Below are 26,336 nucleotides of genomic sequence, written 5' to 3' on the forward strand. Positions count from 1 at the left end.
GTTTGTGCTTTCTTCTGCCAAAGGTGCTTCTTGCTCCGCTAATCAGCAACAAATATCGTGTTAAATATTTGTCTGAAACTAGTGTAAACAACACCTGCGCTTACATGTTGTTTAAGCTGTGTTTGATTTCAGCAAAATGCCAACCTAAGCTTACTCAATATACAAATTATTTAATAAAGTGCCTTTTCAGTTCTAAAAAAGTAAAGAGAAGGCAAAGTAAGCTAAAGTATAGCAATAGTTGTACCGCTTTGTTGCAGAATGAGTTAGCGGGCATCCGGCGTGAAAGGTATTTTGCTAGTTAGTTAAGCCTTAAAGGAGGACCAACCACGTGCATGTCGTTTTCAGCAAAGGTTCGTGCAATTTCTTCTGCTGAAGGGGGCGAGGTCCAGGCAGCAGTTTTCCTGAAAAACGCTTCCATTTTACCTGCTGGCTGGTAGATGACCAGTACTTTGCCCTCATCTGAGAGTTGTATAAAGGCATGCGGAACCTGGCGGGGGAGAAAAATAGTATCACCGGTTTTCAGTTCATACTGCTCATCGCCTACCTGAAACAGGTACTCGCCCTGCAGTACATAAAATATTTCATCCTGAAAAGGGTGGATGTGCAAAGGAGGTCCACCATGAGGCGTATGTCCGGTTTGTTCAAATATAGCCAGTTCTCCACCTGTGTCCTCCGGCGAAACTTTCAAGTCAAGCGTGTTCCGCGTTACCCCTTTCATTTCCAAGCTTACGCCATTCCGGCTGCCGGCAGCGTTAACTTTAACACCTTTAGTTGTTCTGGCCATGACTAATCTTTATCGGCAATCACTCCGGGCACATTTATAGTATAAGTCCTTAACAGATCAAGCATTTTCCTCCCATTTGATTAGAAGATAAAGTTTCAGGAGAGTATGTATATAGTTATACAAACGGCCGGACGACTAAGAACTGTATATGTTTTATGTAGTGTACTACCCGATATCACTTCTGTTCCGCTGCAAGCTTTTTTGCTAATAAGTCTGTAAAAAGCTGCTCTACTTTTCCTTTAAACTGGAGCAGCGCTTCCGGCCCACCTTGCTGATGCCTGATGCGCTTTGCCTCGCGGCCTTCCTTGTAAAAAGTAAGATAAGTGGACGGCATATCGGTGCGTTGCGCGCGGTAATTGTCCTGGAGGGAGGTGTAGTGGAGTGCTTCGATATCTTTTTTCAGCTGTTGCAGGTCCTGTTTAGGCAGGCAAAACTGGACGGTATCCTGCACAGGGGCGTACCGGTAACCGGTGTACGTTATACTTCCATTGGCATAGATCATCGCATCGTAGGCAGGGCAGGTACCGTAGCAGGGTGTTTTTTGAAAGAACAACAGCGATTCTGCCGGCTGGCCGGCCGCTGAGGTTTGGCAAACGGCAGAAGTAGTGCACCCGCTCCAGCAGAAAATTCCCATAAGGAGTAGTATAACGGCTTTGAGACAGGTGCGAAGGTGTAGCTGAAACAGATGCATATTACTTTTTAGGTGCTTCTACTTTTCGAAACCTGCCATTTTCAAAAATAAATGCCTGCGGAGAACAGTCGTAGCAATGGTCATAACTAATAGTAGAATCGGGCGGGTTGATGATGAACAAACGGCTATTGGCATTAAACCGGGCGCCTATACTACTCTGCACTTTATCCAGTACTTTACCAGTTTGCCTGTCCACCACATAGTGCGTCTGGCAGCCGGTGCCGCAGCCTATGGTTACTACCGTATACTGCCCGGCAAAATTCACGCCTCCTTTCAGCCCCTGGGCCAGGGCAGTTCTGTACTTGCGGGCTTCGGTACTGCTGCTTTCATCCAACGGGTAAAAGCGGCCGCGGTACATGTCCTGCACGGCATAGTCGCCACTGTTTTCATACTCCTGCAGTGTAATGCGGTACTGGTCATACAGGTCCGGGTTCTCGTTTGAGGAGATAGGCGTCTCCACAGCATCCCGGGCCAGCTGCTTCTCCAGTTTCGGGTGGGTGCTGGCGATACTCTTAGGCTCGTCGGTGCCCGAGTGGCAGGCTGCTGCGGTAAAAACCAGTAGCAGCAGCGTAGATTTTATCAGGATCTTTTTCATACTACACGTGTTGATTTCTCTTACGATTCTACAGCAAGTATAGCCATAAAAAAAAGCCTCCTGGCTGGCAGAGAGGCTTTTTTTATACTTAGATCAGGCCGTGCACAGGCGCGGCAGGGATCTACTTTTTAGCTTTTTTATTCTGCTGCTCTTTCTCCTGTGCAGCACGCATGGCTTCCTGCATCCGCTCGGTAAATGATGGGCCGCCGGTTTTCTTCTTCTCCTTGCGCTTGTGCTTGTTCTCTTCCAGTTTGGCGCGCACCTTGCCTTCGTCCACAAACTTACGGATAAGCGCCTGCTGGCTAAACGTCACCATGTTCGACATGAAATAGTATAAACTCAGGCCGGCAGGGTAGGAGTTCAGCACGAACATGAAGATAAGCGGCATCAGGTAGCTGTAATACTTCATCGGCCCCTGCATGGTGGAGTTTATCTGGTTGTTAGACCAGGTATAAAGTATGGTAGAAGCCGTCATCAGCAAGGTAAACAAACTCACGTGATCGCCATAGAACGGAATCACGAATGGCAGCTTCAGGAACACATCATAGGTAGAGAGGTCAGTCGCCCATAGGAATGACTCCTGGCGCAGTTCAATGGAGTTCGGGAAGAAGTTGAACATCGCAAACAGGATCGGCATCTGCAAGAGCATTGGAATACAGCCGCTCATCGGGTTCACGCCCATCTCCTGGTACAGCTTCATGGTTTCCATCTGCGTCTTCTGCATGTCGCCATCGTTCCGCTCTTTGATGGCGTCAATCTCTGGCTTCAGCACCTTCATCTTCGCCATTGAAGTATACGACTTGTAAGTAAGCGGGAAGAGGATGGTTTTGATGTAGAGCACCAGCAGAATGATGATGATACCATAATTGGCGATGTAGTTCTCCAGGAAGTCGAAGGCCGGGATGATCAGCCAGCGGTTCACGTAAGAGAAAATGCCCCAGCCCAGGTCCAGGTTGCGGTCAAAATCATTGCCCACGTGCTTCAGGATCTGGTAATCGTTCGGGCCAAAGTAGAACATGAACTCGCCTTTGCCACTTAGCACATCCTGCGTCGGTATCAGAATTTTAGAAGAAAAGGCTTTTACCACCGCCGAGTCGGCCGGGTCCAGGGCCGTTGTCATCGTAGCGCCGGAGAAGCTGTTGCCGGCAATAATGCCCGCTGTAAAGAAGTTTTGCTTGTTAGCAACCCACTTGATCGGCTCCTGCACATTCTCCGTCTGTTCCTTGTCTGAGATGCTCAGCTTCTCAAAACCATCGGCAACAGTGTAGTAATTAATCGTGGACTTGCGGCGGTTTTGCTGGATGTCACGCTCCAGTTGCTTCAGGCGGTCGGTCCAGGTAAGCGTCATGTTGTTGCCGCTGATCTGGCCATTGAAGCCGTTGAAATTAAGCTTATAGCCTAGCTGAAAGCTATTATCATACAACGTATACACCTGATCGATGTACTGGCCGTTGCCAATGCTGGCACGATAGGTAATTGTTTTGGCAGGCCCTGTAGTGGCCTGCACGTTCTGGATAGCTGACGGCTTGAAGTATAGATCGGAGAGCTGCACTTGCTTTCCGTCCGAAGTGGTGAAGGAAATATCTGTATCGCTGCTCTTGCTGTCGAACAACACTAGGGGCTCTCCCTGGTAGGTTTTATAGTTCTTTAGGACTACTTTTTTTACCTGGCCACCCTTGCTGCTGAACGTGATCTGTACATTCTCATTCTCGATGGTGGTGCTGGTGGCCTCGCCAGTTGCTGCAGCCCCAAAAACGCCCAGCGCGGTTGCCTTGCGGGCCTGCGTGAGTGAGTCGTTTGCAGCAATTGCGGTTGTGTCAGTAAGGTGTTGTACTCTGGCTGTTTGCTCGGTAGCAGCCTTCGGTGCTGTCTCCTCTTTCTTTCCTGCGAAAAAGAAAGAATATACCAGCAGAAGTGCGGCAATCAATCCAAAGCCAATCGCTTGATTTCTATCCATTTAATACTTGTTGATTTGTGTGTATGTTGCTTATTTAGATTTAGCGAAATTAATGGCCGCTTTTACAAATTTAACAAAGAGCGGATGGGGGTTTAATACCGTGCTTTTGAGTTCCGGATGATACTGCGCCGCAACAAACCACGGGTGTGTGTGCAGCTCGATTACTTCTACCAGTCCGGTGGCCGGGTTAATGCCTGTTGCTAGCATACCCGCCTGCTCAAAGTCAGCTAAGTATTTGTTATTGAACTCATAACGATGGCGATGACGCTCAGATATCTTGGCCTTCCCGTAAATAGAATAAGCCTTGGAGCCTTTTTTTAGTTCACAAGTATAGGCACCTAATCGCATAGTGCCGCCTTTTTGCGTGATTTCTTTTTGATCAGCCATCATATCGATGATCGGGTGCGGCGTGTTCGGGTCCATTTCTGTCGAGGCGGCATCTGCCAGACCCAGCACGTTACGGGCAAACTCTACGGCGGCACATTGCATGCCCAGGCAAATGCCCAGGAATGGAATATTGTTTTCGCGCACAAAACGGATCGCTTCCAGCTTGCCTTTAAAGCCACGCTCGCCAAAACCCGGGGCTACCAGCACGCCATCCATGGTGCCCAGCAGCGCGGCCACATTCTCGCCGTTGATGTTCTCTGACTGAAACCACTTAATATTTACTTTGCACTCGTTGGCTGCACCCGCATGTATAAACGACTCGATGATGGATTTATAAGCATCTGGCAGCTCGACATACTTGCCTACCAACGCGATATTTACTTCTGCTGTCGGGTTTTTAAGGCGTCCCAGAAACTCTTTCCAGCTCTCCAGGTTCGGTTCGGCTTTATGCGTCAGCTTCAATTTGCTGATTACACGTTCGTCCAGCTTTTCTTTGCGCATCAGCAGCGGCACATCGTAAATCGTTTCCGCATCCAGCGACTCGATCACTGAATTAGTCTTTACGTTGCAGAACAGCGCTATTTTCTTACGCATCTCCATCGGAATCGGGTACTCGGAGCGGCATACCAGAATGTCCGGCTGCACCCCCGCCTCCGACAGCGCACGTACGGAGTGCTGGGTCGGTTTGGTCTTTAATTCGCCGGCAGCTTTCAGGTACGGCACCAAGGTCAGGTGAATCACACAGGACTCGTGCACCCCCAGTTCCCAACGGAGCTGACGCACAGCTTCAATAAAGGGGAGTGATTCAATATCGCCCACACAACCTCCGATTTCCGTAATTACGATGTCATATTCGCCTGTTTGGCCCAGCAATAGCAGGCGGCGCTTGATCTCATCGGTAATGTGGGGCACCACCTGCACAGTTTTGCCCAGAAAAGCACCTTCCCGCTCCTGCATGATCACATTATAGTAAATGCGACCCGTAGTTACGTTATTGGCTTGCGAGGTGGGAGTGTTCAGGAAACGCTCATAATGCCCCAGGTCAAGATCTGTTTCGGCACCATCTTCCGTTACAAAGCACTCTCCGTGCTCGTAGGGGTTCAGTGTTCCGGGGTCTATGTTAATGTAAGGATCGAATTTTTGAATAGTTACAGAGTAGCCTCTCGCTTGCAGCAACTTGGCGAGTGAAGCGGAAATGATACCTTTACCGAGGGAGGAGGTCACGCCCCCTGTAACAAATATATATTTAGCAGCCATAAGTTTGGGTTAAGCTTATGGGCTGCAAAGTTACGGTAAATATTTCATTATCCTGACCTCGGCTTCGGAGTTGTGTGCTTGCTTAAGAGAACTTTGTTTATTTTCAAGTGATATGAGGTAATTTCTAGCGTGGTTTACATGAGCATTGTCTTTCTTTGGAGGCAATGTATTCTTATTTGGTTAAAGGGGTTCAGTTATACTTGGGCGTGTAAGTGATTTTTTTCTGATCTGCTGCGCAGGATGGCTGATAGTAGTGCGGCAAGGGGGATGTTAAAACTCCAGCGTAAGCTGATAACCTTCCTGCAGGCGGTCGTGCTGGTAGAGGAGCGAAGAGACACTAATGCCCAGCAGGCGCACCGGATACTGCGGCAGTTGGGGCGCTTGGAGCAATTCACGGGCAATGGTATAGAGGGCATCGGCACTGTTGAATGCGCTGAGGTAGGTCCGGCTGCGGGTGTTCAGCGTAAAATCGAAGTACTTTATTTTAAGCGTCACGGTTTTAGCGGAGGCTTGTAGTCGTGCCATGTCCCCGGCTACTTCCTCGGCCAGGTACTGCAGGCGCTCCAGCATATCAGCTTCTTCTACTAGGTCCACATCAAAGGTGCGCTCTGAGCCAATAGACTTGCGGATGCGGTGCGGTTGCACGTCGCGGTTGTCTTCGGCGCGGGCAATGTGGTAATAGTAGCGGCCTACCTTGCCAAAGTTGCGGATCAGTTCCTCTTCCGATCGTTCGCGCAAATCAGCACCTGTTACGATGCCCATGGCCTGCATCTTTGCTGCCGTTACTTTGCCGATGCCATGAAACTTATCAATCGGCAAGCTGGCTACCAGCGCCTCCGCCTTATCGGGTGTCACCAACGTCAGGCCGTTGGGCTTGTTCATGTCAGAGGCGATCTTAGCCAGGAACTTGTTGAAAGACACGCCTGCCGAAGCGGTTAGACCTGTTTCAGCCAGAATACGAACCTTTATTTCCTTGGCAATGATTGTGGCCGAGGGCATGCCGATCTTGTTTTCAGTTACATCCAGGTAAGCTTCGTCCAGCGACAGCGGCTCTACCAGATCAGTATAAGTATGGAAGATCTCGCGGATCTGGCGCGATACGGCACTGTATACGTCAAAGCGGGGCTTCACAAAGAGGAGGTGGGGGCACCGTTGCGCAGCGATTCTGGAAGCAAGGGCCGAGTACACGCCATACTTGCGGGCTTCGTAGCTGGCAGCAGCCACAACGCCCCGTGCTTTGGAACCACCTACGGCGACAGGTTTTCCGCGCAGCTCCGGGTTATCGCGCTGCTCCACCGACGCAAAAAAAGCGTCCATATCAATGTGGATGATCTTTCGGATAGGCTTGCTGACTAGGTAAACTATACCTGCAATTTACAACTTAGCAGCCATATTCTTCTGCAAAACTATTTGAAGAAGGGTCAACGCTGAGAAAATTATTTAACGCGCTTAAATTTTTTTATCAATCCTATCAAGGACAGTAGGATTTAGCTTTCGCACTGGCTTTAGAGGTTATAAAAGAACGTGAGCCGGTTAAAAGCAATATTGCTGCACAGGAGGAAAATGCTGGCGGCAGACAAGCTCTTACCTTTAGGAATAACGCTCGCTTCTCCCGATGCCTTCTGGTTCTTCTTCGATCAGGTCGAGTGTATTCTGCGGGTTTATGGCTGCTTGGTAAGCCATTTCGCTGAACTCGTCCTCACTTTTAGCGATGATAACGGTTGCAATGCCGTTGCCAATCATGTTGGTAATGGCACGGGCCTCCGACATAAAACGATCTACCCCCAGAAGAATGGCAATGCTCTCTACCGGTATCACCTGTAGCGCCGAAAGGGTAGATGCCAGCACAATGAAGCCGCTTCCGGTAACGCCCGCCGCTCCTTTGGAGGTGATCATCAGCACCCCGATAATGGTGAGTTGCTGCCCCAGCGAAAGGTCAATGTGGTAGACCTGCGCCAGGAAAAGCGTAGCCATAGACAAGTAAATAGCTGTGCCATCCAGGTTAAAAGAATAGCCTGTCGGGATCACAAGTCCCACCACCGATTTTGAGCAGCCGAAGCGCTCCATCTTCGTCATCATACTTGGCAGCACCGATTCTGAGGAGGAGGTACCTAGTACGATCAGAATCTCTTCGCGAATAAATTTCAAGTATTGCCAGATACTGAATTTATAGAAATAGCAGAGCAGGCCCAGTACGCCAAAAATAAAAAGGGCCATCGTCAGGTATACCGACAACATAAGTTTGCCCATGGGCAGCAGTGTCTCCAGGCCATAGGTACCCACCGTGAAAGCCATGCCGCCAAAAGCTCCCACCGGCGCTAAAAGCATCACAAACTTCATGATGTTGAAGAATACTTTGGAGATCTTGTCGAAGGTGACGAGCAGCGAAGCGCCTGCAGCGCCCATGCGGTTCAGGCCGAAGCCAAAGAGCACGGCAAAGAACAGGATTTGCAGGATGTCGCCTTCGGCAAAGGAGGCAAACAGGTTATGCGGCACAATATGCGCCACAAACTCACCCCAGTTAATACCAGCGGCACCTTTTGTAGTATAGGCAGCTACCTCCGCTACGTCGCCGGCAGCTACTGCTACGCCACTGCCAGGGCGCAGCACATTGGCTATAACCACTCCAATGGCAATAGCAAAGGTCGTGACTACCTCAAAGTATAGCAGTGCTTTGCCACCCACTCGCCCTACCTTCCGCATATCACCCATATGGGCAATGCCCAACACGATGGTGAAGAAAATGATGGGCGCAATCAGCATGTTGATCATGTTAATGAACGTCTGGCTGATGAGCTTGGCGGTAGGCGCAAAGCCTGGAAAACTCATGCCAACCAGCACCCCTACTAGTATGGCCACAATTACCTGAAAGGTGAGGTGAGAAACAATTTTCTTCATGCAGTTCTTTTGGTCGGTTAAGCTTGTTGGCTTATGAGAATCTTAACAGGTATAAATTGCAAAATGGGAGTGATGCTTTACGTTTAGCATAACTACTTTCTTTTCATCTTTGAAAAGCTTCTCTCTTGAAAACGGATTACCTGCAAAGTTGAAGATACGATCTTTTACTTAAAAACCTTTGTCGCATTAGGACCGGCTTAAGTTGTTGAACTCATGGCCTGATCTGCACATAAATAGAGCGGAGCAGCAATACATGAGTAGTATAATATGTATTTAGACTCCGTTTTAGGGTACGAACAGCAGGGAAATCCCACTCAAAGCCTGATGCTTCGTACACATAAGCTGAAGCAACCAAAAAGTGTAACTATGAATGTATTATTTGTGCTAACCTCACATGCTAAACTGGGAGATACCGGGCAGCAAACCGGCTTTTGGGTAGAAGAACTTGCCGCTCCTTATTATACCCTGGCTGATGCAGGCGTCAACATTACGTTGGCTTCCCCCAAAGGCGGACAGCCACCTATCGATCCGAAAAGCGAGGCGCTAACGGCCCAGACTTCGGCAACTGAGCGCTTCTACCATGATAAAGAGCTGCTTGATAAACTTGCTAAGACCGTAAAGCTGCACAACGTAAAAGCGGAGGGCTTTGATGCCATCTTCTATCCCGGTGGCCACGGACCACTGTGGGATCTGGCAAACGATCAGGACTCCATTAAGCTGATCGGCGATTTTTATAAGCAGCAGAAGCCCATTGCTGCCGTGTGCCATGGCCCGGCCGTGCTAGCCGAAGCCAAAACCCCCGATGGAGAGCCACTGGTGAAAGGCAAAAAAGTGACGGGCTTTACCAACACCGAAGAGGCTGCTGTTAAACTCACAGATATTGTGCCGTTCCTTGTCGAAAATAAGCTGAAGGAACTCGGCGGGAATTACTCCAAAGTAGAGGATTGGCAGCCCTATGTGGTCACTGATGGGCTGCTGATTACGGGCCAGAATCCGGCCTCATCGGAGCCTGCTGCCGAAGCTTTGTTAAACATGCTGCAGCACTAACTCACAGCCAGCAACAGCAGATGTCCAGTTATGCATATTGTATGGGTGGGATAGTTATGTTAAGTATGAGTATGGCGCTTTAGAAGAATAGGAAATGCCCTGACTTGCGGTATGCGGAGATACAAAAACTAACGCTTACATTTGCTGTTGATACATTAACTGTAACAACAAGAGTTTTTTATGCCCACTGTACTCGATTATATAGGCAATACGCCGCTGGTAGAACTAACGCACATTAATACCAAGCCGGGCGTTCGGCTGTTGGCTAAACTGGAAGGCAATAACCCCGGCGGCAGCGTGAAAGATCGAGCCGCTTATAGTATGATCAAAGGTGCCCTGGACCGCGGCGATTTGAAGCCCGGTGTAAAATTGATAGAGGCCACCAGCGGCAATACCGGCATCGCCCTGGCCATGATTGCGCGGCTTTTCAACGTAGAAATAGAAGTGGTAATGCCCGCCAACGCAACCAAAGAGCGCGTGCTGACCATGGAAGCGTATGGGGCAAAGGTGATCCTAACACCCGCTGAGCATGCGATGGAAGGGGCTATTGATTACGTGCATGCACAGGTGGCAAAAGGCGGTTACCTGGTGCTGGACCAGTTCTCCAACCCAGACAACTACCTGGCCCATGTGCACACCACCGGCCCTGAGATCTGGAATGACACTGAGGGCGCCGTAACGCACTTTGTGTCCTCGATGGGCACGACGGGCACTATCATGGGGGTGTCGCGCTACTTGAAAGCGCAGAACCCGGACGTGCAGATCATAGGGGCGCAACCCCTGGAAGGCTCGCAGATACCTGGCATCCGGCGTTGGCCGCAAGCATACTTGCCAAAGATATTTGAAGCAGAACGGGTAGACCGCACGATAGACGTATCACAGGAGGAGGCAACGGCCATGACCCGGCGGCTGGCCCGCGAGGAAGGCATTTTTGCCGGCATGAGCAGCGGAGGTGCCGTGCATGTCGCCACCAAACTCATCGATGAGCTAACGCAGGGCGTCATTGTCTGCATTATCTGCGATCGCGGCGACCGCTATCTGTCCTCCGACCTGTTCGGGTAAGTATAAGTTTTAGCACCTGATCATATATAGTATAAGCGCAATTATTAACTAGTGACTATGCGAAAAATCAAAAAGCAATACAAAGCCATTTCGGCCCCGGTAGATGATCTGATCACGTATCGGGCATTACCCACACGCGAGGTCGAGTACATCGACCCTTTCCTGTTCCTCAACCACCATGGCCCACAGCAGTATGGCCCCAACAACCGCGGGCTGCCTTTCGGGCCGCACCCGCACAGGGGCTTCGAAACGCTGACCTTTATTCTGGAAGGCGACATCATGCACCAGGATACTGGCGGCGGGCAAAGTGTGATTGAGGCCGGAGGCGTGCAGTGGATGACCGCCGGCCGCGGACTAATTCACGCAGAGATCTCTTCTGATGACTTCAAAAAGAAGGGAGGCAAGCTGGAGATCCTGCAGCTGTGGTTTAACCTGCCGGCAAAATATAAAATGGTGGAGCCCAAGTATGTCGGGCTTCAGAAAGACCAGATTCCAACGGCCACCGAAGATGGTGGAAAGGTGAAGGTCCATGTGGTCTCCGGCACCTGGGGAGATGTGAAAGGCCCCATCGATTCGCTCAGCGACATCAGCATGAGCAGCATCGACATGGAAAAAGGCAGCCGCTTTACTACGCGAGTGGCAGCAGCGCGAAACATCTTCTTTTATGTTGTGCGCGGGGCAGTAAAGGTGAATGGCGAAACAGTAGAGAAACTGCACCTGGTAGAATTTGAAAACGAGGGGGAGGAACTCCAGGTGGAGGCGCTGGAAGATGCCGTGCTCCTTTTCGGACATGCTCAGCCTTTCAACGAGCCGGTCGTATCGCACGGTCCTTTTGTAATGAACACGGAAAATGAGATACGCGAGGCCTTCCGCGATTATCAATTGGGCAAGATGGGGACCTGGGAACATTAACAACACCCAGCATTATAAAAAAGCCCCGGCGCAAATTCGCCGGGGCTTTTTTATAATGCTGCTTTGATCATTTTGCCTTATTAATGATCAGAAGCGAAGCCTGTCAGCTATTTATTGCGGTGCTCGTATAGTTAGTGTTACGCCTTAAAATCTTATACATGGTTACATATTATACTTGTTTACGTGCTTTCGGTAATAGCGCCATCGTTGCACTTTTGGTCTTTTGTATGGGGTGCAGTACTGCCAGGCAAGATTTCAGAACAGGAAAAACGGATACACCTGTGGAGCGGTACGGGCAACTACAGGTGCAGGGGAACAGCATTGTAGATAAAAGAGGTAACCCGGTACAGCTGCGGGGTATGTCTTATTTCTGGAGCCAGTGGCAGGGCAAATATTATAATCCTGAAACGGTGGCCTGGCTTAAGAATGACTGGCGTGCAACCATTGTGCGGGCGGCGATGGGCATTGAATCAGGGGGTTACCTGACCCACCCTGAGGAGGAGCAACGGAAGGTGATGGCTTTAGTAGATGGGGCCATTCGGGAAGGCATGTACGTCATCATCGACTGGCATGATCATCACGCGCAGGATCATACAGAAGAAGCTAAAACGTTCTTTTCAGAGATGGCACGGCGCTACGGTCATCAACCCAATGTCATCTATGAAATCTATAACGAGCCGGTTGATGTGCCCTGGTCGGGGGTGATAAAGCCGTATAGTGAGGCTGTGATTGCCGCTATCCGGGAGCACGACCCGGACAACCTTATTATCTGCGGCACGCCTGAGTGGTCGCAGCGGGTAGATGAGGCTGCTGCCGATCCGATAGCAGACAAGAACGTAGCTTATACATTACACTTTTATGCTGCAACGCACAAAAAGGAGCTGCGGGATATTGCCCAGAAGGCGCTGGACAGTGGCGTGGCGCTGATGGTAACAGAATTTGGCACCTGCGAAGCCAGCGGCGATGGTCCTGTAAATGAAGCGGAAACAAGGGCGTGGTGGCATTTTCTAGACCGGTATCATATTTCGTGGTGCAACTGGTCAGTTGCAGATAAACTGGAATCAGCTTCTGCCCTGAAGCCTGGTGCCAGTACACTCGGGGGTTGGCCCTTGGAAAGCATCACCACCTCGGGCAGGTTAGTGCGCGGTGAGCTGCAAGCTCAAAATCCGAAATAAAGAAGTTGTACCTGACGTATAAAAGCAAAGCGCCTGCACATAATCTTGCAGGCGCTTTGCTTAAATAATTGATGTTAACGTTGCTTGCCGGAGTTTCCGCGGGGAGTACTGCTTTTGCTACCTGAGCGGCCTGCCGGCGTTCTTTTGCCAGGCGTCGCTCCACCGGGTTTACGGCCTCTGCCTGATGAATCTTTAAAGCCTTCACTGGCCGAAGTTTTTCTGCCTGCAGCGCCTGAGCTGCTTTTCGCAGTGTTGTTACGCTTGGAGGTAGTATTTTCAGGCCGGCCTTTACCGGCAGCTCCTGAGCGGTCGGGTTTAGCGCTGGCGCTACGTCCTTTTGAGTGCCCACCCGCAGCTGAGAAGGCTTTCTGGTAAGTGTTTCTTTTTTCAAGCTGTCCATTTAGGGTACCTTTACCGGCTATAGCTACCTGTACCAGTTCCTCTACCTCCTGTGCGGTCAGCTGACGCCAGAAACCGGTGGCGAGCTTTGCCAGTGTTATGTTGTTAATGCGTACGCGCTCCAGGTGCACTACACGATATCCCAGCGACTCACACATTCTTCTGATGTTATGATTCGTACCGGGTTGCAGGATGATTCTAAATCGCGCCGAGCCTTCTTTGGAGATATGATTCTTCTTCTTTGCCTCACCCGCTTCTTCCGCACCACCGCTGCTTAGTTTCTGAATAAAATCAGGCGCAAGCAGCTTGTCTACCGTTACAATATACTCCTTCTCATACCTGTTATCGGCACGTGTCATTTTGCGTACCAACTCGCTGTTGTTGCTCAGGAAAAGGAGCCCTTCAGCCTCTCGTTCCAGGTGGCCGATAGGAAGTATGGAAGCGGGGTAATTGATGGCGCGTACCACGTTGTCGCGTACCCCCGGGTCAGCGTTGGCCGACATGTTGGCGGGCTTGTTGAACACAAGAAAAACGGGTTCCTCCTCCCGCACCTGCAGCAGCTGGTCATCAATCCTTACCTTGTCTTTGGCAGTCACCTTAGTGCCCGGGGCCGGTAGTTTGCCGTTTACCGTCACCCGTTCTTCTTCAATCAGCTTGTCGGCTTCGCGCCTGGAGCAGAAACCGGCATCACTAATAAATTTATTTAATCTTTTTTCCATTCGATGTTGGGGCGAGATATACAAGCTGCTGTTCAGCTGCCTGCTTTCTAAGCGCCTTTTAATAAGATACGAAATTACGAGAATAGGATTGATTAACCTACTGCAGAGATCTTGACAGGTACGTAAGCGCTGAAAGGTATAAAGCTAACAGCACTTTAACCTAAGTCTAGAAAGGTGTTGATGATGAGAACCGTATACTTATACCACTTAGAGAGAACACAGAACTGCCGCTTAACGCCGCTTACCACTTTTAGGCGTGCCACTTCTTCGTCCACCTCCAGCGGAGCTGTTTTTAGCCGCTCCACGCGCCCCTCTGCCGCTTCCGGCGCTGCTCTTCGGCTTGTCGCGCTTCGGCGCAGCATGTCCTTTGGCATTGTTCTTTGGAGTTACGCCAGACCGGGCAGGTCTGTTGGTGGAGGAAGCTTTCGGCGCCTTATTGTTGTTTCTTTTGGCAGGGAGATCGTCAGTATCAGTCCGTTTCTTGCCACCAGAGCCTTCTTCGGTTTTGGTAGAGCCAGCCACTTGTCGTTGCAATTCAGCAACTTCTGCTTCCGTCATGTTGCGCCATTGGCCCAGGGGTAACTTCTTTAGAGACAAATGCATGATGCGCGTGCGCTGCAGGGTTTGCACTTCATAGCCAAGCGCTTCGCACATGCGGCGGATCTGGCGGTTCATGCCTTGAGTAAGTATGATCCTAAACTTGTTAGGGCCTTCCTGCGCTACAAAGCACTTTTTTGTATTTACCCCAAGTATAGCTACGCCATTGCTCATCTTCTCAACAAAGTCCGCGTTGATGGGCTTGTCTACGGTTACTACATACTCCTTTTCATGCCGATTGCCTGCCCGCAGGATCTTATTTACGATGTCACCGTCGTTAGTCAGGATGATGAGACCTTCGGAATCTTTATCAAGGCGGCCAACAGGGAAAATTCGCTCCGGGTAATTTGTAAAGCTGATGATGTTGTCGCGCTGCGAAGTATCGGTGGTGGTCTCAATACCAACGGGCTTGTTTAGGAGCAGGTATATCGGTTCTATGGCATCTACCTCCAGCAAATTGCCATCTACGCGCACTTGATCTTTGGGCTTTACCTTGGCGCCTACTTCGGGTCGTTTGCCATTCACGGTTACGCGGCCTTGTTCAATCAGCCTGTCGGCTTCGCGGCGGGAGCAGGCGCCGGTATCGCTTATAAATTTATTTAATCTGATCGGTTCCATGGCTTGTGTAGGCGCTTAAAGTGGAGGCGCTGTAAAGGGAGCACCAGGCAGAAACGCTTGTAAAGTACACGGCAAAAGTACGAAAAAGAGTTGGATAGCGGTAGCGGCCCTACAGAAGTGGGAGCTGCTAAAAGCTTTTCAGAGTTACGCTTGCTGTAAGTTTCTCTGCCTGTCGCTCCTTTGTAAAGAGCTACAGAACGGGGCTGGCACGAGCTGTTACAAAATCACAGCGAAGCGGTTATTCTTTTACGGGAGGAGAGGAGGGTGCTAAAGTCCGGTCATCACCTTCGCCGGTGGCCTCCCGTTCTTCCTCCATTTCCTTGGTCAGAAAATAATTGAGCATCGTTCGAATCACAGCTATGGCGCCAAGCTTACCTATCTGGTCCCAGGAAGGAGCAATGGCAGTAGAGAGAATATCGGCGCCCAACTGAAACTCCAGCGCCAGCGCCAGGTAACGGGCCAGCACCAGACGTATCTTATTATAACTTTGCACCTGCGGCGGAATAAGGGCTCTTATAAAATAGTAGGCGGCGATCAAAACGCCTAAGCCGATGATCAGGGCGCCGATCGTTTCAACCCCCAGTTTTAGCCATTGTACGGCGCTGATCACAGTATCTTCAACGCCGCTGTGGTGCGTTTCCTGAACGGGTTTGGCAATCTGCTCCTGTATTAAGTAAAATAGCTGCATGTATGATTTTTATAGTTTGAGGAATAGAAATAGTCCGTAATCGATGCTTCATCCAATTACGACAGACTTGCTGTTTCTACGCCGTTAGGCTGGAAAGGTATACATAAGTTTTAGGACGGAAACGAGATTCAGTATTTTGTATTCTCTTAAAGAGGCGAGGAAATTATCAGGCGAACCAGCAGCTTTGAGACAGGGAAGGCGGTACTACCTGCCCTGGTAAGTATGGAATTCTGATTTGTTTTGCCACAATGTTTTTAATTAGCCATCTCTGATAGGTGATGTGCCGTTACAGGATTATTACCGGTCAGTTTACCCCCTGCTTACTTCCTAAGTAATTTCCCAAGAAGCTAGTTGCAACAGCATTTATTTTCTGGGAGCTGTATTTTTCATAATTTGCATAGCAGCAAATTTGGCGGGGAGCGAAAAAGCAGCTTATGGAACAGGCAAGTATAGCCCGAGAATGGCACTGCTAGAGCGGCATACAAGTATAAACAATTATACCTGTCTTCTTCCTGGCCAGTATGTAAACGAATCGTATTCATGCAAATACCTCGCTAATTAGCGGTATGCTCCTGTTTAAGAACAAACGAGCTAAACTGGAGACGCTTTTTATACTATTAAATTTATCACCTAACCTAATAACTCATTAATGAAAAGAAGATATTTACTGTTGTTGCTGGCGCTGCTTTTCTACGGCACCGTATCAGCCCAAAACAACTATGCCCAGGAGCATTATAACAAGCAGGATGTATACATTACCATGCGCGACGGCGTGAAACTGTTCACCTCGATCTATACACCCAAAGACGCATCCAAAAAGCTGAAGTATCCGATGGTGATGCAGCGCACCTGTTACAGCATTGCTCCATATGGCGCAAACAAGTTCCCGGAGCACCTGGGGCCTTCTGAAACGATGATGAAAGAAGGCTACATTTTCGTGTACCAGGACGTACGCGGCCGCTATAAAAGCCAAGGTACCTGGACAAATATGACGCCGATCATCGACAATAAGAAAGGGAAAAAAGACGTAGACGAAGCCTCTGATACCTACGACACCATTGATTGGCTGGTAAAGCACGTGGATAGCAACAATGGCAACGTGGGGCAGTGGGGAATTTCTTATCCGGGTTTCTATGCCGCTGCGGGCATTCTGTCCGGTCACCCGGCGCTGAAGGCTTCTTCGCCACAGGCACCGATCTCGGATTTCTTTTTTGATGATTTTCATCACAATGGCGCTTTCCTGGAGAGCTACTTTTTTACATATCCGGTGTTTGGCGTGCAGAAAACCGATACCACCAGCAAAGCCTGGTACACGACCCAGATGATCAAGCCTGACACTAAAGACGGCTACCAGTTTTTCCTGGACCTGGGCCCGCTGACCAATGCCGACAAGTATTACCACGATAACTTTTACTGGCAGGAAACCATTAATCACCCTAACTATGACGAATTCTGGAAGAAGCGCAGCCTGCCGCCGCATTACGGCAAGGTAAAGCCGGCCATCATGTTTGTGGGCGGCTGGTTTGATGCCGAAGACTTGACAGGCCCACTGAAGCTGTTCAAGACGATCAAGAAGTCAGATCCGCAGGCCTATAACTCTATTGTGATGGGGCCGTTCGGCCACGGCCGTTGGTCGCGCGAAACAGGCCATACCATGCACAGCAATGTATACTTCGGTGATAGCATCGCAACTTTTTATCAGAAGAATATTGAAGCGAAATTCTTCCACCATTTCCTGAAAGGCAACGGCGACAAAAACAGTGACTTACCGGTAGCTTACATGTTTGATACGGGCAAGAAAGAATGGCAAACCTTTGACCAGTGGCCAGCCGCTAATGTGGCGCACCAGCAGTTGTACCTGGGCGCCGATGGCAAAATTAGCATGACGGCGCCTGCTGCTGCCGGTTCTGTTTCTTACCTGAGCGACCCGGACAAGCCCGTGCCCTACACCGAAGACAATACCACCACCATGGGCTTTACGCCGCACAACTATATGAGCGAAGACCAGCGCTTTGCCGGCCGCCGCCCCGACGTGCTGGTGTACCAAACTGATGTGCTGGATAAGGACGTAACACTTGGCGGCGAGATCATGTCGCACCTGAAAGTAGCCTCTACGGGTACGGACTCAGACTTCATCGTGAAGCTCATCGACGTATATCCGGGCGATACGGAGAACAACGACTATATGCCCAACAAGAACATCATCCTGAGCAACTACTGGCAACTGGTGCGCTCCGAGATCATGCCTGCTCGTTTCCGCAATAGCTTTGAAAAGCCGGAGCCATTGGTGCCAAATCAAAAAACGGATGTGAACGTGCGCCTGCAGGACGTGCTGCATACCTTCAAGAAAGGCCACCGCATCATGATTCAGGTGCAAAGCACCGATTTTCCGCTCTTTGCCCGCAACCCGCAGAAGTTCGTGGATAACCCCTACAAAGCCGAGGCAAGTGATTATGTAAAAGCCACCGAAACCATTTTCAACGATAGCTACATTGACGTAGAGGTGCTGAAGTAGTCCGCTTTTATACTTCTAAAGAGCCGCTGTTGGTGCGAAAGCACTGGCAGCGGCTCCTTTTTTAGTAGTAAAACTGGTGCAAATATAGCGAGAAGTGTCACTTGTGCGGGTGCATGGTGGCAAGGCTTCAGACTTGCCGGCATTAAATTCATAAGCCACGTTGCGCTTAAGACTTAAGCCAGGAGGGGCGGAGGTCTACTTTGAAATCGCTAAAGGTAAAGTACTATAAATTCCTTTCTTTTTATGTGACATTTTGTTTTATACACTTGCACACGGCCCCATTTTCCTTACTCTGATGGGTGTTTTACTCTTAAATTTGTTTTATTCAAACCAATTCGGAGTTCATTAACGTAAATATTAATATAGAATGATATTTTGATTAACTTAAAACCCTATTAACTATGAAAACAGGAAATTTAAATTTAATAAAATGTATTGGTACTGGTCTTTGCTTTACACTTATGACAGGTTTAGTATCCTGCGGCGGTGAAGCTACTGAAACAGCCGATGATACGGAGGTAGTCGCAACTACACCCGATACAGAGGTGGCCGACACCTGGGACAATGACAGATTTGGTACAACATTCGCCTCTAACAGAAGCTATGGCGACTGGGACGCAAATGATGATAACCTACTTGATGAGAATGAGTTTGACAACGGTTTCTATAACACCTGGGATACCAATAACGACAACAAAATTGACGAGAATGAGTGGACCACCGCAAACAACGATTATGGTTTAGATGGCCAGAATTGGGCTGATTGGGACACAAATAATGACAAAACGCTGGATGAAAACGAGTTTAAAACCGGATTTGATAAAAGCGGTTACTACAGCAACTGGGACAAAGACGGTGATAAAATGATAGGAGAGCGGGAATACTCCGATGGTTTGTTTGGACTGTGGGATGATAACGGCGACAGCATTTTAGATAACAACGAGTACAACGACCGTTACAACCGTTACTATGGTACAATGTAACATCCAAGCATAGTATACCTTATTATAAATGGCCTGCAGCTAACTGCAGGCCATTTGTTATTAACAACAGGCTGTTGTTTTTCTCTGTAGGCCAGCTATAGTATAAGCTAAACTGAATGGCTAATAAAGGAAAGTGTAGATAATTAAGAAATAATTGTTTGAACTTTGGATTGAAATTTAAATATTAGAATAACAATATTTTGACTTGTCATCATATTGAATTCTGTTTAATCACTAACTAAGCCGATCCAAACTTAATCAACATAAAATCTATTCTCTTACTCGTTGCAGCATTACAACTCTCGCTTTTAGCCACTGCCCAAACACAAAGGTTCTCCAAACTGGAGGTAAAGTCCGGAGAGGTCTTTAAGGTAGAACCAGGAAATGCGTTGCTTGTAAATACCCTTATATTGCACGATAAATCAACCATTGGGTTTACGCCAGAGAGCAAGGCGCTGCTGAGCGCCAAGGTTGCCTATGTTGGGGATAACTGTACCATTGCGGCGAATGGCTCAAAAGGAGAAAATGGGGAGAAAGATACGGATAAGGCAACTGGTGAAGATGGTGGAAACCTGAAAATAGATGTGCATTTCATAGCGCTCGGCTCCCTGACCATTGACACGCGCGGTGGAAATGGCGGCAACGGATACAAGGGTAAAAATGGGTAATGCCAAAGAAAAAAATTTCCTCTTATCAGGTATCCGACGGTAAAGGCGGGACCCGAACAGTCATCAATGTTATTTATGTAAGAATGGGTAGCAAGAGAGAGAGCGGCACATCGGGTGGAACTGGAGGAAACGGTGGCAACCTTATCCTGACCTATAGTACAGATAACTTTCCTTTTAATTTAAACCACAACCCAAGCCGCAAACAGCATGGAAGTACACACCTGATTGAAATTTTGTATAAGGCTGGTAAAGACGGAAAATTTGGAAGAAATGGGGATTCTTATGTGGGCACAGAAGCCATAATAACAAGTATGAAGCGTGGAATGCCGGTTCCCGCTAATCATCCACCGCAACAGGACGGGAAAATAACCTTAATCAATGCGGATAAGCCTTTGTAGGTACTGCTTTAGTGGCTGCTGCTAAAATTTAAAATCATACTTATGGCAGCTATTTCCCAATTATACTTTGCGTTTGATGTTATTGACGTAACCCCTGACTTATACATGAGGGGGTAAAGCTTGCGAAGGTATAATAGGGGTCAATAGAAATGCACATCTAAAGACCTGCTGGCATGTAAAGTTGCCACTTTAGACTTACGTCAGAGGCGATCAGCGCTGTGCTTATACCTGTTAGCAGGCCTGGAGGTAAGCTATAGTAGGAGTAAGGCAAAGTACAGTGACGTAAGTCTAACGTTGAGCTACGCAAGTATACATGCGCTAGCTATGCAAAGTATAGCAGATACCCAGGTGCAGCAGAACATATGTTAGACAACTCTGAAAACTTCCATATTTGTTAAGTCTCAACAAGGGTAGCTACTTTTTAGTTAAATAAATGTATATCAGAATAAGGCAACATATTAGTGGAATAGGAGTAAAAGTATAAATACATTGAGAAGCTATTTAGTTAGCTTAATACCAAATACTCTATTTATAAAATTAGCCTATTAAAAGATCACCCGATTCTTATAGGCAACTAGCTTAAAGCATCTAAAGTAAGCTGGGTAGCACCGTCTCCAATAGCCTTTTTCGGAAAAGTAGCTAAGTAAAAGGCAAACAAGGTTGCCTCTCAGGAGGAGAAACCCTACTATCTTATACGGCTGGCACGTCTAAAATACATAAACCTACTCACACGCCCCGGCACAGATATTCTTGTCTAGCATCGAAGCTAATCACATCATAAAAGTGTTATGGCTATTAATTCTACCTGCTAAAGCAAACAGGTAGAAACGATCTGTCTGCTCCCGCTCGTGAGACATGGAACCTACCACCTAAAAGTATAATAAGGTAAACTGGCCATGTTGTTGATGTATGAGATTAACATTTAATGAAAGCTTTAAAGGTTAGTGTTATGCTTAAACCGTCTATAATTTATGAAAACAACCGGCAGCAGATAGCGAGAACCGGTAAACTGTTATTTTTATTTTTAACCATCGTTCTCACATCCTGTGAAGATGAATCATTTCCTGGAATAGAATGGCCACAGCCAGATATTGTGGTAAATCCCGGGAGTTCTATACAGGAAGCAGTAGATAAAGCCCAACCCGGCGATGTTATCCTGATCAAGTCAGGAACTTACCGGGAAGCCATTAAAGTTGATAAGCCTGATATTACAATAAAAGGCAGCGATAATGTCTTTATAGAAAATCCCGCTGATGAAGAAGATGGAATTCATGTAACTCAAAATGGAGATGGTTTTAAGCTCTATAACGTTACACTGCGTGATTTTGAGGAAAATGGTGTGTTTATGATCAGGGCAGATGATTATGTGCTGAGCCATGTAACCACCATAAACTGCGGCGAGTATGGATTATTCCCTTTAGCATCTAACCGGGGGCTTATCGAGTATTGTGTGGCTAGCGGGCATACGGATACAGGCATTTATGTAGGGCAGTGCGAGGATGCTGAGTTATACCATAACACAGCTTTTGGTAATGTAAATGGCCTGGAAATAGAAAACAGTTCTAAGGTGATAGCCCGCTACAACCACTGCTACGACAACGTAGCAGGTATACTTGCTGTGCTTCTGCCTGGCTTAAAGGTCACCACTTCTTCTGATATTCTAATTGCTGATAACAAAGTGACAGACAACAATCACGAAAATTTTGCTGAGGCTGGTGGTGGCTTTGAAAGTTTTGTGCCGAGTGGTTGCGGCATTTTAGTCGTGGGAACAGATAATACGAAGGTGGAACATAATAACGTCTCCGGGAATGATTTTCTGGGCATTGCTGTGACAAGCACACTCTTACTAGGAAGTCTTGCCGGATTGCCTCCTGAAAAGTTTTCTTCTATAGAACCAAATCCAGATGGAGCACAGGTTGTAAATAATGAGGTGAATGACAATGGTACCGCTCCTCCTGAACTTCCTATACCAGTACCCGGAGTTGATCTATTCTGGGATGGCTCCGGAAGTGATAACTGCTGGCGCAATAACACTTATGCCTCCGCTTATCCGGAAACATTGCCAATATGTCCTAATTAAGGGTTCCATTATCTCTACAAGCTTATCAAAAAAACGGGTTTATGTGATGGAAAAATCTGAACCTATAACTGTTATCCCTATACATATAGCTCAGCCGTTTTTCTCCGATAAGTAAAGTTTATGACTATTGTTGTTGAGTAAATTATTTAAATATGTATAATATTTTGATGTACAACCAAGCTGTAGGCTGATATATGAAATCTAGATAACCTATAAGTTTATAGCTGAGTTTTCTTTCTCTTGTAAGTTAGAGGTATGATTTAAGTTTAATATAATAAGTATAAGAGAGCCCGCTCCGCCAATGATGTCTGGCAGGGGCGGGCTCCTTTCATACCTATACTTCTACTCACACTCCAACTCTTCCCCACTGCCAATCGGCGAGCCCGGCGGCAAGTCCAAGGTATGGCTTGGCTTCAGTTCCTCCTGTTCCGGATGGTTTATCCGCTCAAGCGCGAAGGCCAGGTGATCCTGGTAAGTGTTTTGTCTGCTTTTATAGTGCTTGTTCTCGATAAAAGCTTTTAGGTCAAGCAGCGCGGCGGTGGCTACAGCACGGGCCTGGTACGAGGCGCTTTCGTTGTGGGCCAGCGCCAGCAGGTGTGTTAGCACTAGTTGCTCGGTTTGCAACTGCACCAGTCCCTGCAGTCCGTCTTGGCGGCGGCTCTTCCAGGTGCTGTTTACCAGTTGCTCTACTACCTCCTGAAAGCCCAGGTTGTTGCCGCGGGCACCCAGTTCTACCAGATGCGAAGCCCGCTCCGGGTGCAGCAGCAGCGTGAGGGTAAAATCAGTAGCAGCTTCGGCGGCAGAAAGCGGATCGAAGGTGAGGCCGGTGCGTTTTTCGAAGAGCTCCCGGGTAGTGTGCACGTCCGGTGCCCTCGGCGGAATCATGCTGATGATGTTCTCGGGCAAGGTGAGCACCTCCGGCAAGATGGTTTGCAGCAGCGCATCCAGCGCCTGTTGCTGCGCACGTTTGTCTACTATGGCTGTTACTACCTGTCCATCGCCTCGAACCGCGTAAGTATAGTTCACGCCACCGATTAGCTTGGCTACCGCTTCTGTCTGATAACGGTGGTAGTTGTAAAGCGGCACCAGCACATCCTCCAGCGTACTCATCGCTGCGCCAGGCTTGATGTTCTTCTCCGAGAAATTCTGCAAGGCCTTCTTCCTAATCTTCAGCACATTAAGCAACTCGTCGGTGGCGTTCGGCCCGTTATCCCAGAGGTGAGCCGAAGGGTTGGCGCCTCCGGGAGCACGCGCATCGCGGTCTGAGATGTAGTGCAGGCCCTGTTTTATACTTTGCTGCAGAATGTTGTTCAGTTCCTTGGGTACATCCGTTCCTGCCGGAAAATCCTGGTAGCCGTACGTGATGGCCATTTTGTCCCAGGCGCCGATGCCGGTTTCATAGGCATGGCTCAGGTCGATGTTGCCGGCGCGGTCCAGCTTCACCATTGGGTGCGGATAGTCCATAACGGAAGCATTTTGGTTGGTGCTGGCAGCAAAGTTGTGCATCAGGCCTAACGTATGGCCCAGTTCGTGTGCCGCCAACTGCCGGATGCGCGCCAGCGCCATCTCCATCATGGCCGGGTTCACCGGCTTGCCTGCCTCATACGGGGCCAGTAGTCCTTCGGCAATCAGGTAATCCTGGCGCACGCGCAGGGAGCCCAGCGTTACATGCCCTTTGATGATCTCGCCGGTGCGCGGATCGGTTACGGAGGCCCCATATGACCAGCTGCGGGTGCTGCGGTGCACCCATTGGATCACGTTGTAGCGCACGTCCATGGGGTCGGCCGAATCGGGTAGTATTTTTACCTGAAACGCATTTTTGTAACCTGCTGCTTCAAAAGCCTGGTTCCACCAACTGGCGCCTTCCAGCAACGCTGTGCGGATGGGTTCCGGTGCACCGTTGTCAATATAGTACACGATTGGCTCCACAGCTTCGGATATTTTGGCTGAGGGGTTTTTCTTCTGCAGCCGGTGCCGGGCGATATAATGTTTATCGATGTCCTCGCTTATGGGAGTGGCATAATCAAAGTATGAAATACCGAAATAACCGGCACGTGGGTCCAACGGACGTGGGGTATACTTGTTATTGGGTAGTTGTATAAAGGAGTGATGTTCCCGAACGGTCAGGGCTTGTGCATCCGGGGCCACTTCGCGCACGTATCGGCCGGCATCTTCGCCACCTGTAAACGTGAGTGTCGCTTCAAATTCACTATTTTTTGGAAAATTCTTGATCTTGGGCAGGTATAAGGCCGAGCGGCTGGCATCGAGGTGGTAGCTGCCCTGCTTAGTGCGTTTTATACTTCCGGTTACATCATGCGCATCGCGGAGCAGGAAGTCCGTCGCATCTACCAGCACCTTTCCGTTTTCTTCTGCTTCGGCTTTAAATCCCCAAAGTATGGATTGCGCAAACGACTCTTCCACAGCACGCCGCTCGTTTAAGTTATCAGTTGAGGCGCGGTAAGCAAGATTCGGCTGCACCAGCATCACCTTCGGCCCCTGCTTGCTGAAGTATACTACTTTGGTATCGCCAAGCTGCCCGCGGTCCAGGCCAATGTCGTTGGAGCCGAGCCCTGCCGGCAGCGAGTTCACGTACAGAAACTCCTGGTTCAGCTTGTCAATCTCTAGCCAGATCTTGCCGGTGTTATCATCATAATAAAAAGTAAAATAACCGGGGTACTTTTTCATGCCCGCCGTTTTGGTGCCTATATCAGGCAACTTTTGCGCTACAGCAGCAGCGGACAGCAAGAGCGGCAGCACCAGAAGCCAGAAATATTTTATAGAAGGAGATCTCATGTGTTTGTATCTTGGTAAGTGTACCGATATTAAGGATTTTCACTCGGTTTTGAAAATACTACCTGGAAATGCCACCTGTGCAACCACTTCCTTATAAGTTTAGGGATACTTAGCTGGCTGATTAGGGCACGGTTATGTTTATACTATAAATGCAGCAATTTACTTTATAAAAAAAGAAGAAAAGGGGAGCGGAAAACGAAGCTGCTAAGATAATAAAAGCACTTTTAGAGCTATTGTCGATTGCTGGTGTAACTATATACGCTATTCGAAGTATTTATACTAGCATGACTATGTTTGCATGTCACAGCTGTGCTGTATTTAGAACTCATTTAAAAAGATGATGAAAAAAGTAATGCTTTTTTTGGGCTGTTGTGCCCTGCTTTCTGCCTGCGGCGGTAATAACGAGAATGCAGGGTATGAAAAGTACTATGATTCGGACCGCAAAGTAGACACTGCTGCTTCAGCAGACACGTATGTCACGCCGATTCCGGATGTACCTTCTACAGATGATGCAACGGCTGACACTAAAACTGAAGCAACCGCAACTGCTCCGGCTACAACAGCGGCTGCAACTACAACACCTGAAACTACAACAACGACTGCAGCAGCACAATCATCAGACAACGCGGAAGGCAAAAAGCTGATTGCGCAATCCGATTGCCTTTCCTGCCATCGGGAGCAGGAGAAACTGGTTGGTCCTGCCTATGCCGATGTAGCCAAGAAGTATGAAGCTACAGATAAAAACATCTCCTACCTGGTGCAGAAAATCCAGAAAGGTGGTGCTGGGGTATGGGGGCAAATCCCAATGACGCCGCACCCGGACCTAAGTGATGCTAATGCCAAAGCCATGGTGCAGTATATTCTGTCGCTCAACGGCAAATAAGTTACTCATCTATCCTTCTGTAGCATAAAAAGTATTTTTTGTGGCGGAGGAGAAAGTATAACATAAAAAGCACGGCTTTCACCGTGCTTTTTATGTTATACTTTCTCGTTTCCCCATTAAAATGAGGGAGAATAGCTTTGAAATAAGTTTCTTTTCGACACGTAAAAGGAGCAGCTATCACCAGCCGCTGTTCTGATAATTGAAATTATCGTAAAAAATTTACCAGTTTA

The 26,336-nt window shown here is 48.5% G+C and carries 21 protein-coding genes; 10 read left to right on the top strand and 11 right to left on the bottom strand.

Annotated features, from left to right (window positions below; genetic code table 11):
* Positions 1 to 298: 298 nt before the first annotated feature.
* The 7 genes from ABDW72_RS02515 to dctA all read right to left on the bottom strand — a co-directional run bounded on the left by ABDW72_RS02515 (position 299) and on the right by dctA (position 8,569).
* A complete protein-coding gene (locus tag ABDW72_RS02515; RefSeq protein WP_347156877.1) occupies positions 299 to 784 on the bottom strand; it encodes a cupin domain-containing protein in 486 nt (161 codons plus the stop codon).
* A 175-nt stretch (positions 785 to 959) separates the two neighbouring features.
* Complete coding sequence (locus tag ABDW72_RS02520) at positions 960 to 1,418, bottom strand: DUF6438 domain-containing protein (RefSeq protein WP_347156878.1); 459 nt, start codon at positions 1,416 to 1,418, stop codon at positions 960 to 962.
* Between the two features lie 58 nt (positions 1,419 to 1,476).
* Complete coding sequence (locus ABDW72_RS02525; protein ID WP_347156879.1) at positions 1,477 to 2,070, bottom strand: hypothetical protein; 594 nt, start codon at positions 2,068 to 2,070, stop codon at positions 1,477 to 1,479.
* 121 nt (positions 2,071 to 2,191) lie between these two features.
* Positions 2,192 to 4,027, bottom strand: a complete 1,836-nt coding sequence (gene yidC, locus ABDW72_RS02530; protein WP_347156880.1) for a membrane protein insertase YidC — start codon at positions 4,025 to 4,027, stop codon at positions 2,192 to 2,194.
* A gap of 30 nt (positions 4,028 to 4,057) precedes the next feature.
* The gene (gene pyrG, locus ABDW72_RS02535; RefSeq protein ID WP_347156881.1) at positions 4,058 to 5,671 is read right to left on the bottom strand and encodes a CTP synthase; all 1,614 of its coding nucleotides are present in this window, start codon (positions 5,669 to 5,671) and stop codon (positions 4,058 to 4,060) included.
* Positions 5,672 to 5,941: 270 nt separating this feature from the next.
* Complete coding sequence (gene dinB, locus ABDW72_RS02540) at positions 5,942 to 7,036, bottom strand: DNA polymerase IV (protein ID WP_347157074.1); 1,095 nt, start codon at positions 7,034 to 7,036, stop codon at positions 5,942 to 5,944.
* A 225-nt stretch (positions 7,037 to 7,261) separates the two neighbouring features.
* Complete coding sequence (dctA, locus tag ABDW72_RS02545) at positions 7,262 to 8,569, bottom strand: C4-dicarboxylate transporter DctA (RefSeq protein ID WP_347156882.1); 1,308 nt, start codon at positions 8,567 to 8,569, stop codon at positions 7,262 to 7,264.
* A 366-nt stretch (positions 8,570 to 8,935) separates the two neighbouring features.
* On the opposite strand from dctA, the gene ABDW72_RS02550 reads away from it, so the two are divergent.
* The 4 genes from ABDW72_RS02550 to ABDW72_RS02565 all read left to right on the top strand — a co-directional run bounded on the left by ABDW72_RS02550 (position 8,936) and on the right by ABDW72_RS02565 (position 12,765).
* Positions 8,936 to 9,616 (top strand): type 1 glutamine amidotransferase domain-containing protein, encoded by a 681-nt coding sequence (locus ABDW72_RS02550; protein WP_347156883.1) that lies wholly within the window; start codon positions 8,936 to 8,938, stop codon positions 9,614 to 9,616.
* A 180-nt stretch (positions 9,617 to 9,796) separates the two neighbouring features.
* Complete coding sequence (cysM, locus tag ABDW72_RS02555; RefSeq protein WP_347156884.1) at positions 9,797 to 10,678, top strand: cysteine synthase CysM; 882 nt, start codon at positions 9,797 to 9,799, stop codon at positions 10,676 to 10,678.
* A gap of 57 nt (positions 10,679 to 10,735) precedes the next feature.
* Positions 10,736 to 11,590 (top strand): pirin family protein, encoded by an 855-nt coding sequence (locus ABDW72_RS02560; RefSeq protein ID WP_347156885.1) that lies wholly within the window; start codon positions 10,736 to 10,738, stop codon positions 11,588 to 11,590.
* A gap of 227 nt (positions 11,591 to 11,817) precedes the next feature.
* The gene (locus ABDW72_RS02565) at positions 11,818 to 12,765 is read left to right on the top strand and encodes a glycoside hydrolase family 5 protein (RefSeq protein ID WP_347156886.1); all 948 of its coding nucleotides are present in this window, start codon (positions 11,818 to 11,820) and stop codon (positions 12,763 to 12,765) included.
* Positions 12,766 to 12,839: 74 nt separating this feature from the next.
* Here ABDW72_RS02565 and ABDW72_RS02570 read toward each other — a convergent pair whose 3' ends face one another.
* The 3 genes from ABDW72_RS02570 to ABDW72_RS02580 all read right to left on the bottom strand — a co-directional run bounded on the left by ABDW72_RS02570 (position 12,840) and on the right by ABDW72_RS02580 (position 15,786).
* The gene (locus ABDW72_RS02570) at positions 12,840 to 13,883 is read right to left on the bottom strand and encodes a pseudouridine synthase (RefSeq protein ID WP_347156887.1); all 1,044 of its coding nucleotides are present in this window, start codon (positions 13,881 to 13,883) and stop codon (positions 12,840 to 12,842) included.
* Between the two features lie 231 nt (positions 13,884 to 14,114).
* The gene (rluF, locus tag ABDW72_RS02575; RefSeq protein ID WP_347156888.1) at positions 14,115 to 15,098 is read right to left on the bottom strand and encodes a 23S rRNA pseudouridine(2604) synthase RluF; all 984 of its coding nucleotides are present in this window, start codon (positions 15,096 to 15,098) and stop codon (positions 14,115 to 14,117) included.
* Positions 15,099 to 15,336: 238 nt separating this feature from the next.
* Positions 15,337 to 15,786, bottom strand: a complete 450-nt coding sequence (locus ABDW72_RS02580) for a DUF1622 domain-containing protein (RefSeq protein ID WP_347156889.1) — start codon at positions 15,784 to 15,786, stop codon at positions 15,337 to 15,339.
* A 649-nt stretch (positions 15,787 to 16,435) separates the two neighbouring features.
* Here ABDW72_RS02580 and ABDW72_RS02585 point away from each other — a divergent pair.
* The 5 genes from ABDW72_RS02585 (at position 16,436) to ABDW72_RS02605 (ending at position 22,430) form a co-directional block, all read left to right on the top strand.
* Positions 16,436 to 18,301 (top strand): CocE/NonD family hydrolase, encoded by a 1,866-nt coding sequence (locus ABDW72_RS02585; protein ID WP_347156890.1) that lies wholly within the window; start codon positions 16,436 to 16,438, stop codon positions 18,299 to 18,301.
* A gap of 461 nt (positions 18,302 to 18,762) precedes the next feature.
* Positions 18,763 to 19,284: a hypothetical protein gene (locus ABDW72_RS02590; RefSeq protein WP_347156891.1), complete on the top strand. Its 522-nt coding sequence runs from the start codon at positions 18,763 to 18,765 to the stop codon at positions 19,282 to 19,284.
* Between the two features lie 410 nt (positions 19,285 to 19,694).
* Positions 19,695 to 19,952, top strand: coding sequence for a hypothetical protein (locus ABDW72_RS02595; protein ID WP_347156892.1), 258 nt, complete (start codon positions 19,695 to 19,697; stop codon positions 19,950 to 19,952).
* The gene (locus tag ABDW72_RS02600) at positions 19,952 to 20,350 is read left to right on the top strand and encodes a hypothetical protein (protein ID WP_347156893.1); all 399 of its coding nucleotides are present in this window, start codon (positions 19,952 to 19,954) and stop codon (positions 20,348 to 20,350) included. The genes ABDW72_RS02595 and ABDW72_RS02600 overlap by 1 nt, the downstream gene beginning before the upstream one ends.
* A gap of 925 nt (positions 20,351 to 21,275) precedes the next feature.
* Positions 21,276 to 22,430 (top strand): parallel beta-helix domain-containing protein, encoded by a 1,155-nt coding sequence (locus ABDW72_RS02605; RefSeq protein WP_347156894.1) that lies wholly within the window; start codon positions 21,276 to 21,278, stop codon positions 22,428 to 22,430.
* 342 nt (positions 22,431 to 22,772) lie between these two features.
* Here the strand turns inward: ABDW72_RS02605 and ABDW72_RS02610 are convergent, their stop codons facing one another.
* Positions 22,773 to 25,223, bottom strand: coding sequence for a zinc-dependent metalloprotease (locus ABDW72_RS02610; protein WP_347156895.1), 2,451 nt, complete (start codon positions 25,221 to 25,223; stop codon positions 22,773 to 22,775).
* A gap of 337 nt (positions 25,224 to 25,560) precedes the next feature.
* Here ABDW72_RS02610 and ABDW72_RS02615 point away from each other — a divergent pair, with 337 nt between their 5' ends.
* Positions 25,561 to 26,106, top strand: a complete 546-nt coding sequence (locus tag ABDW72_RS02615) for a c-type cytochrome (RefSeq protein ID WP_347156896.1) — start codon at positions 25,561 to 25,563, stop codon at positions 26,104 to 26,106.
* Positions 26,107 to 26,336: the final 230 nt, after the last annotated feature.

Origin of the sequence: Pontibacter chitinilyticus (assembly GCF_039748935.1) — a bacterium.
Classification (GTDB): Bacteria; Bacteroidota; Bacteroidia; order Cytophagales; family Hymenobacteraceae; genus Pontibacter; species Pontibacter chitinilyticus.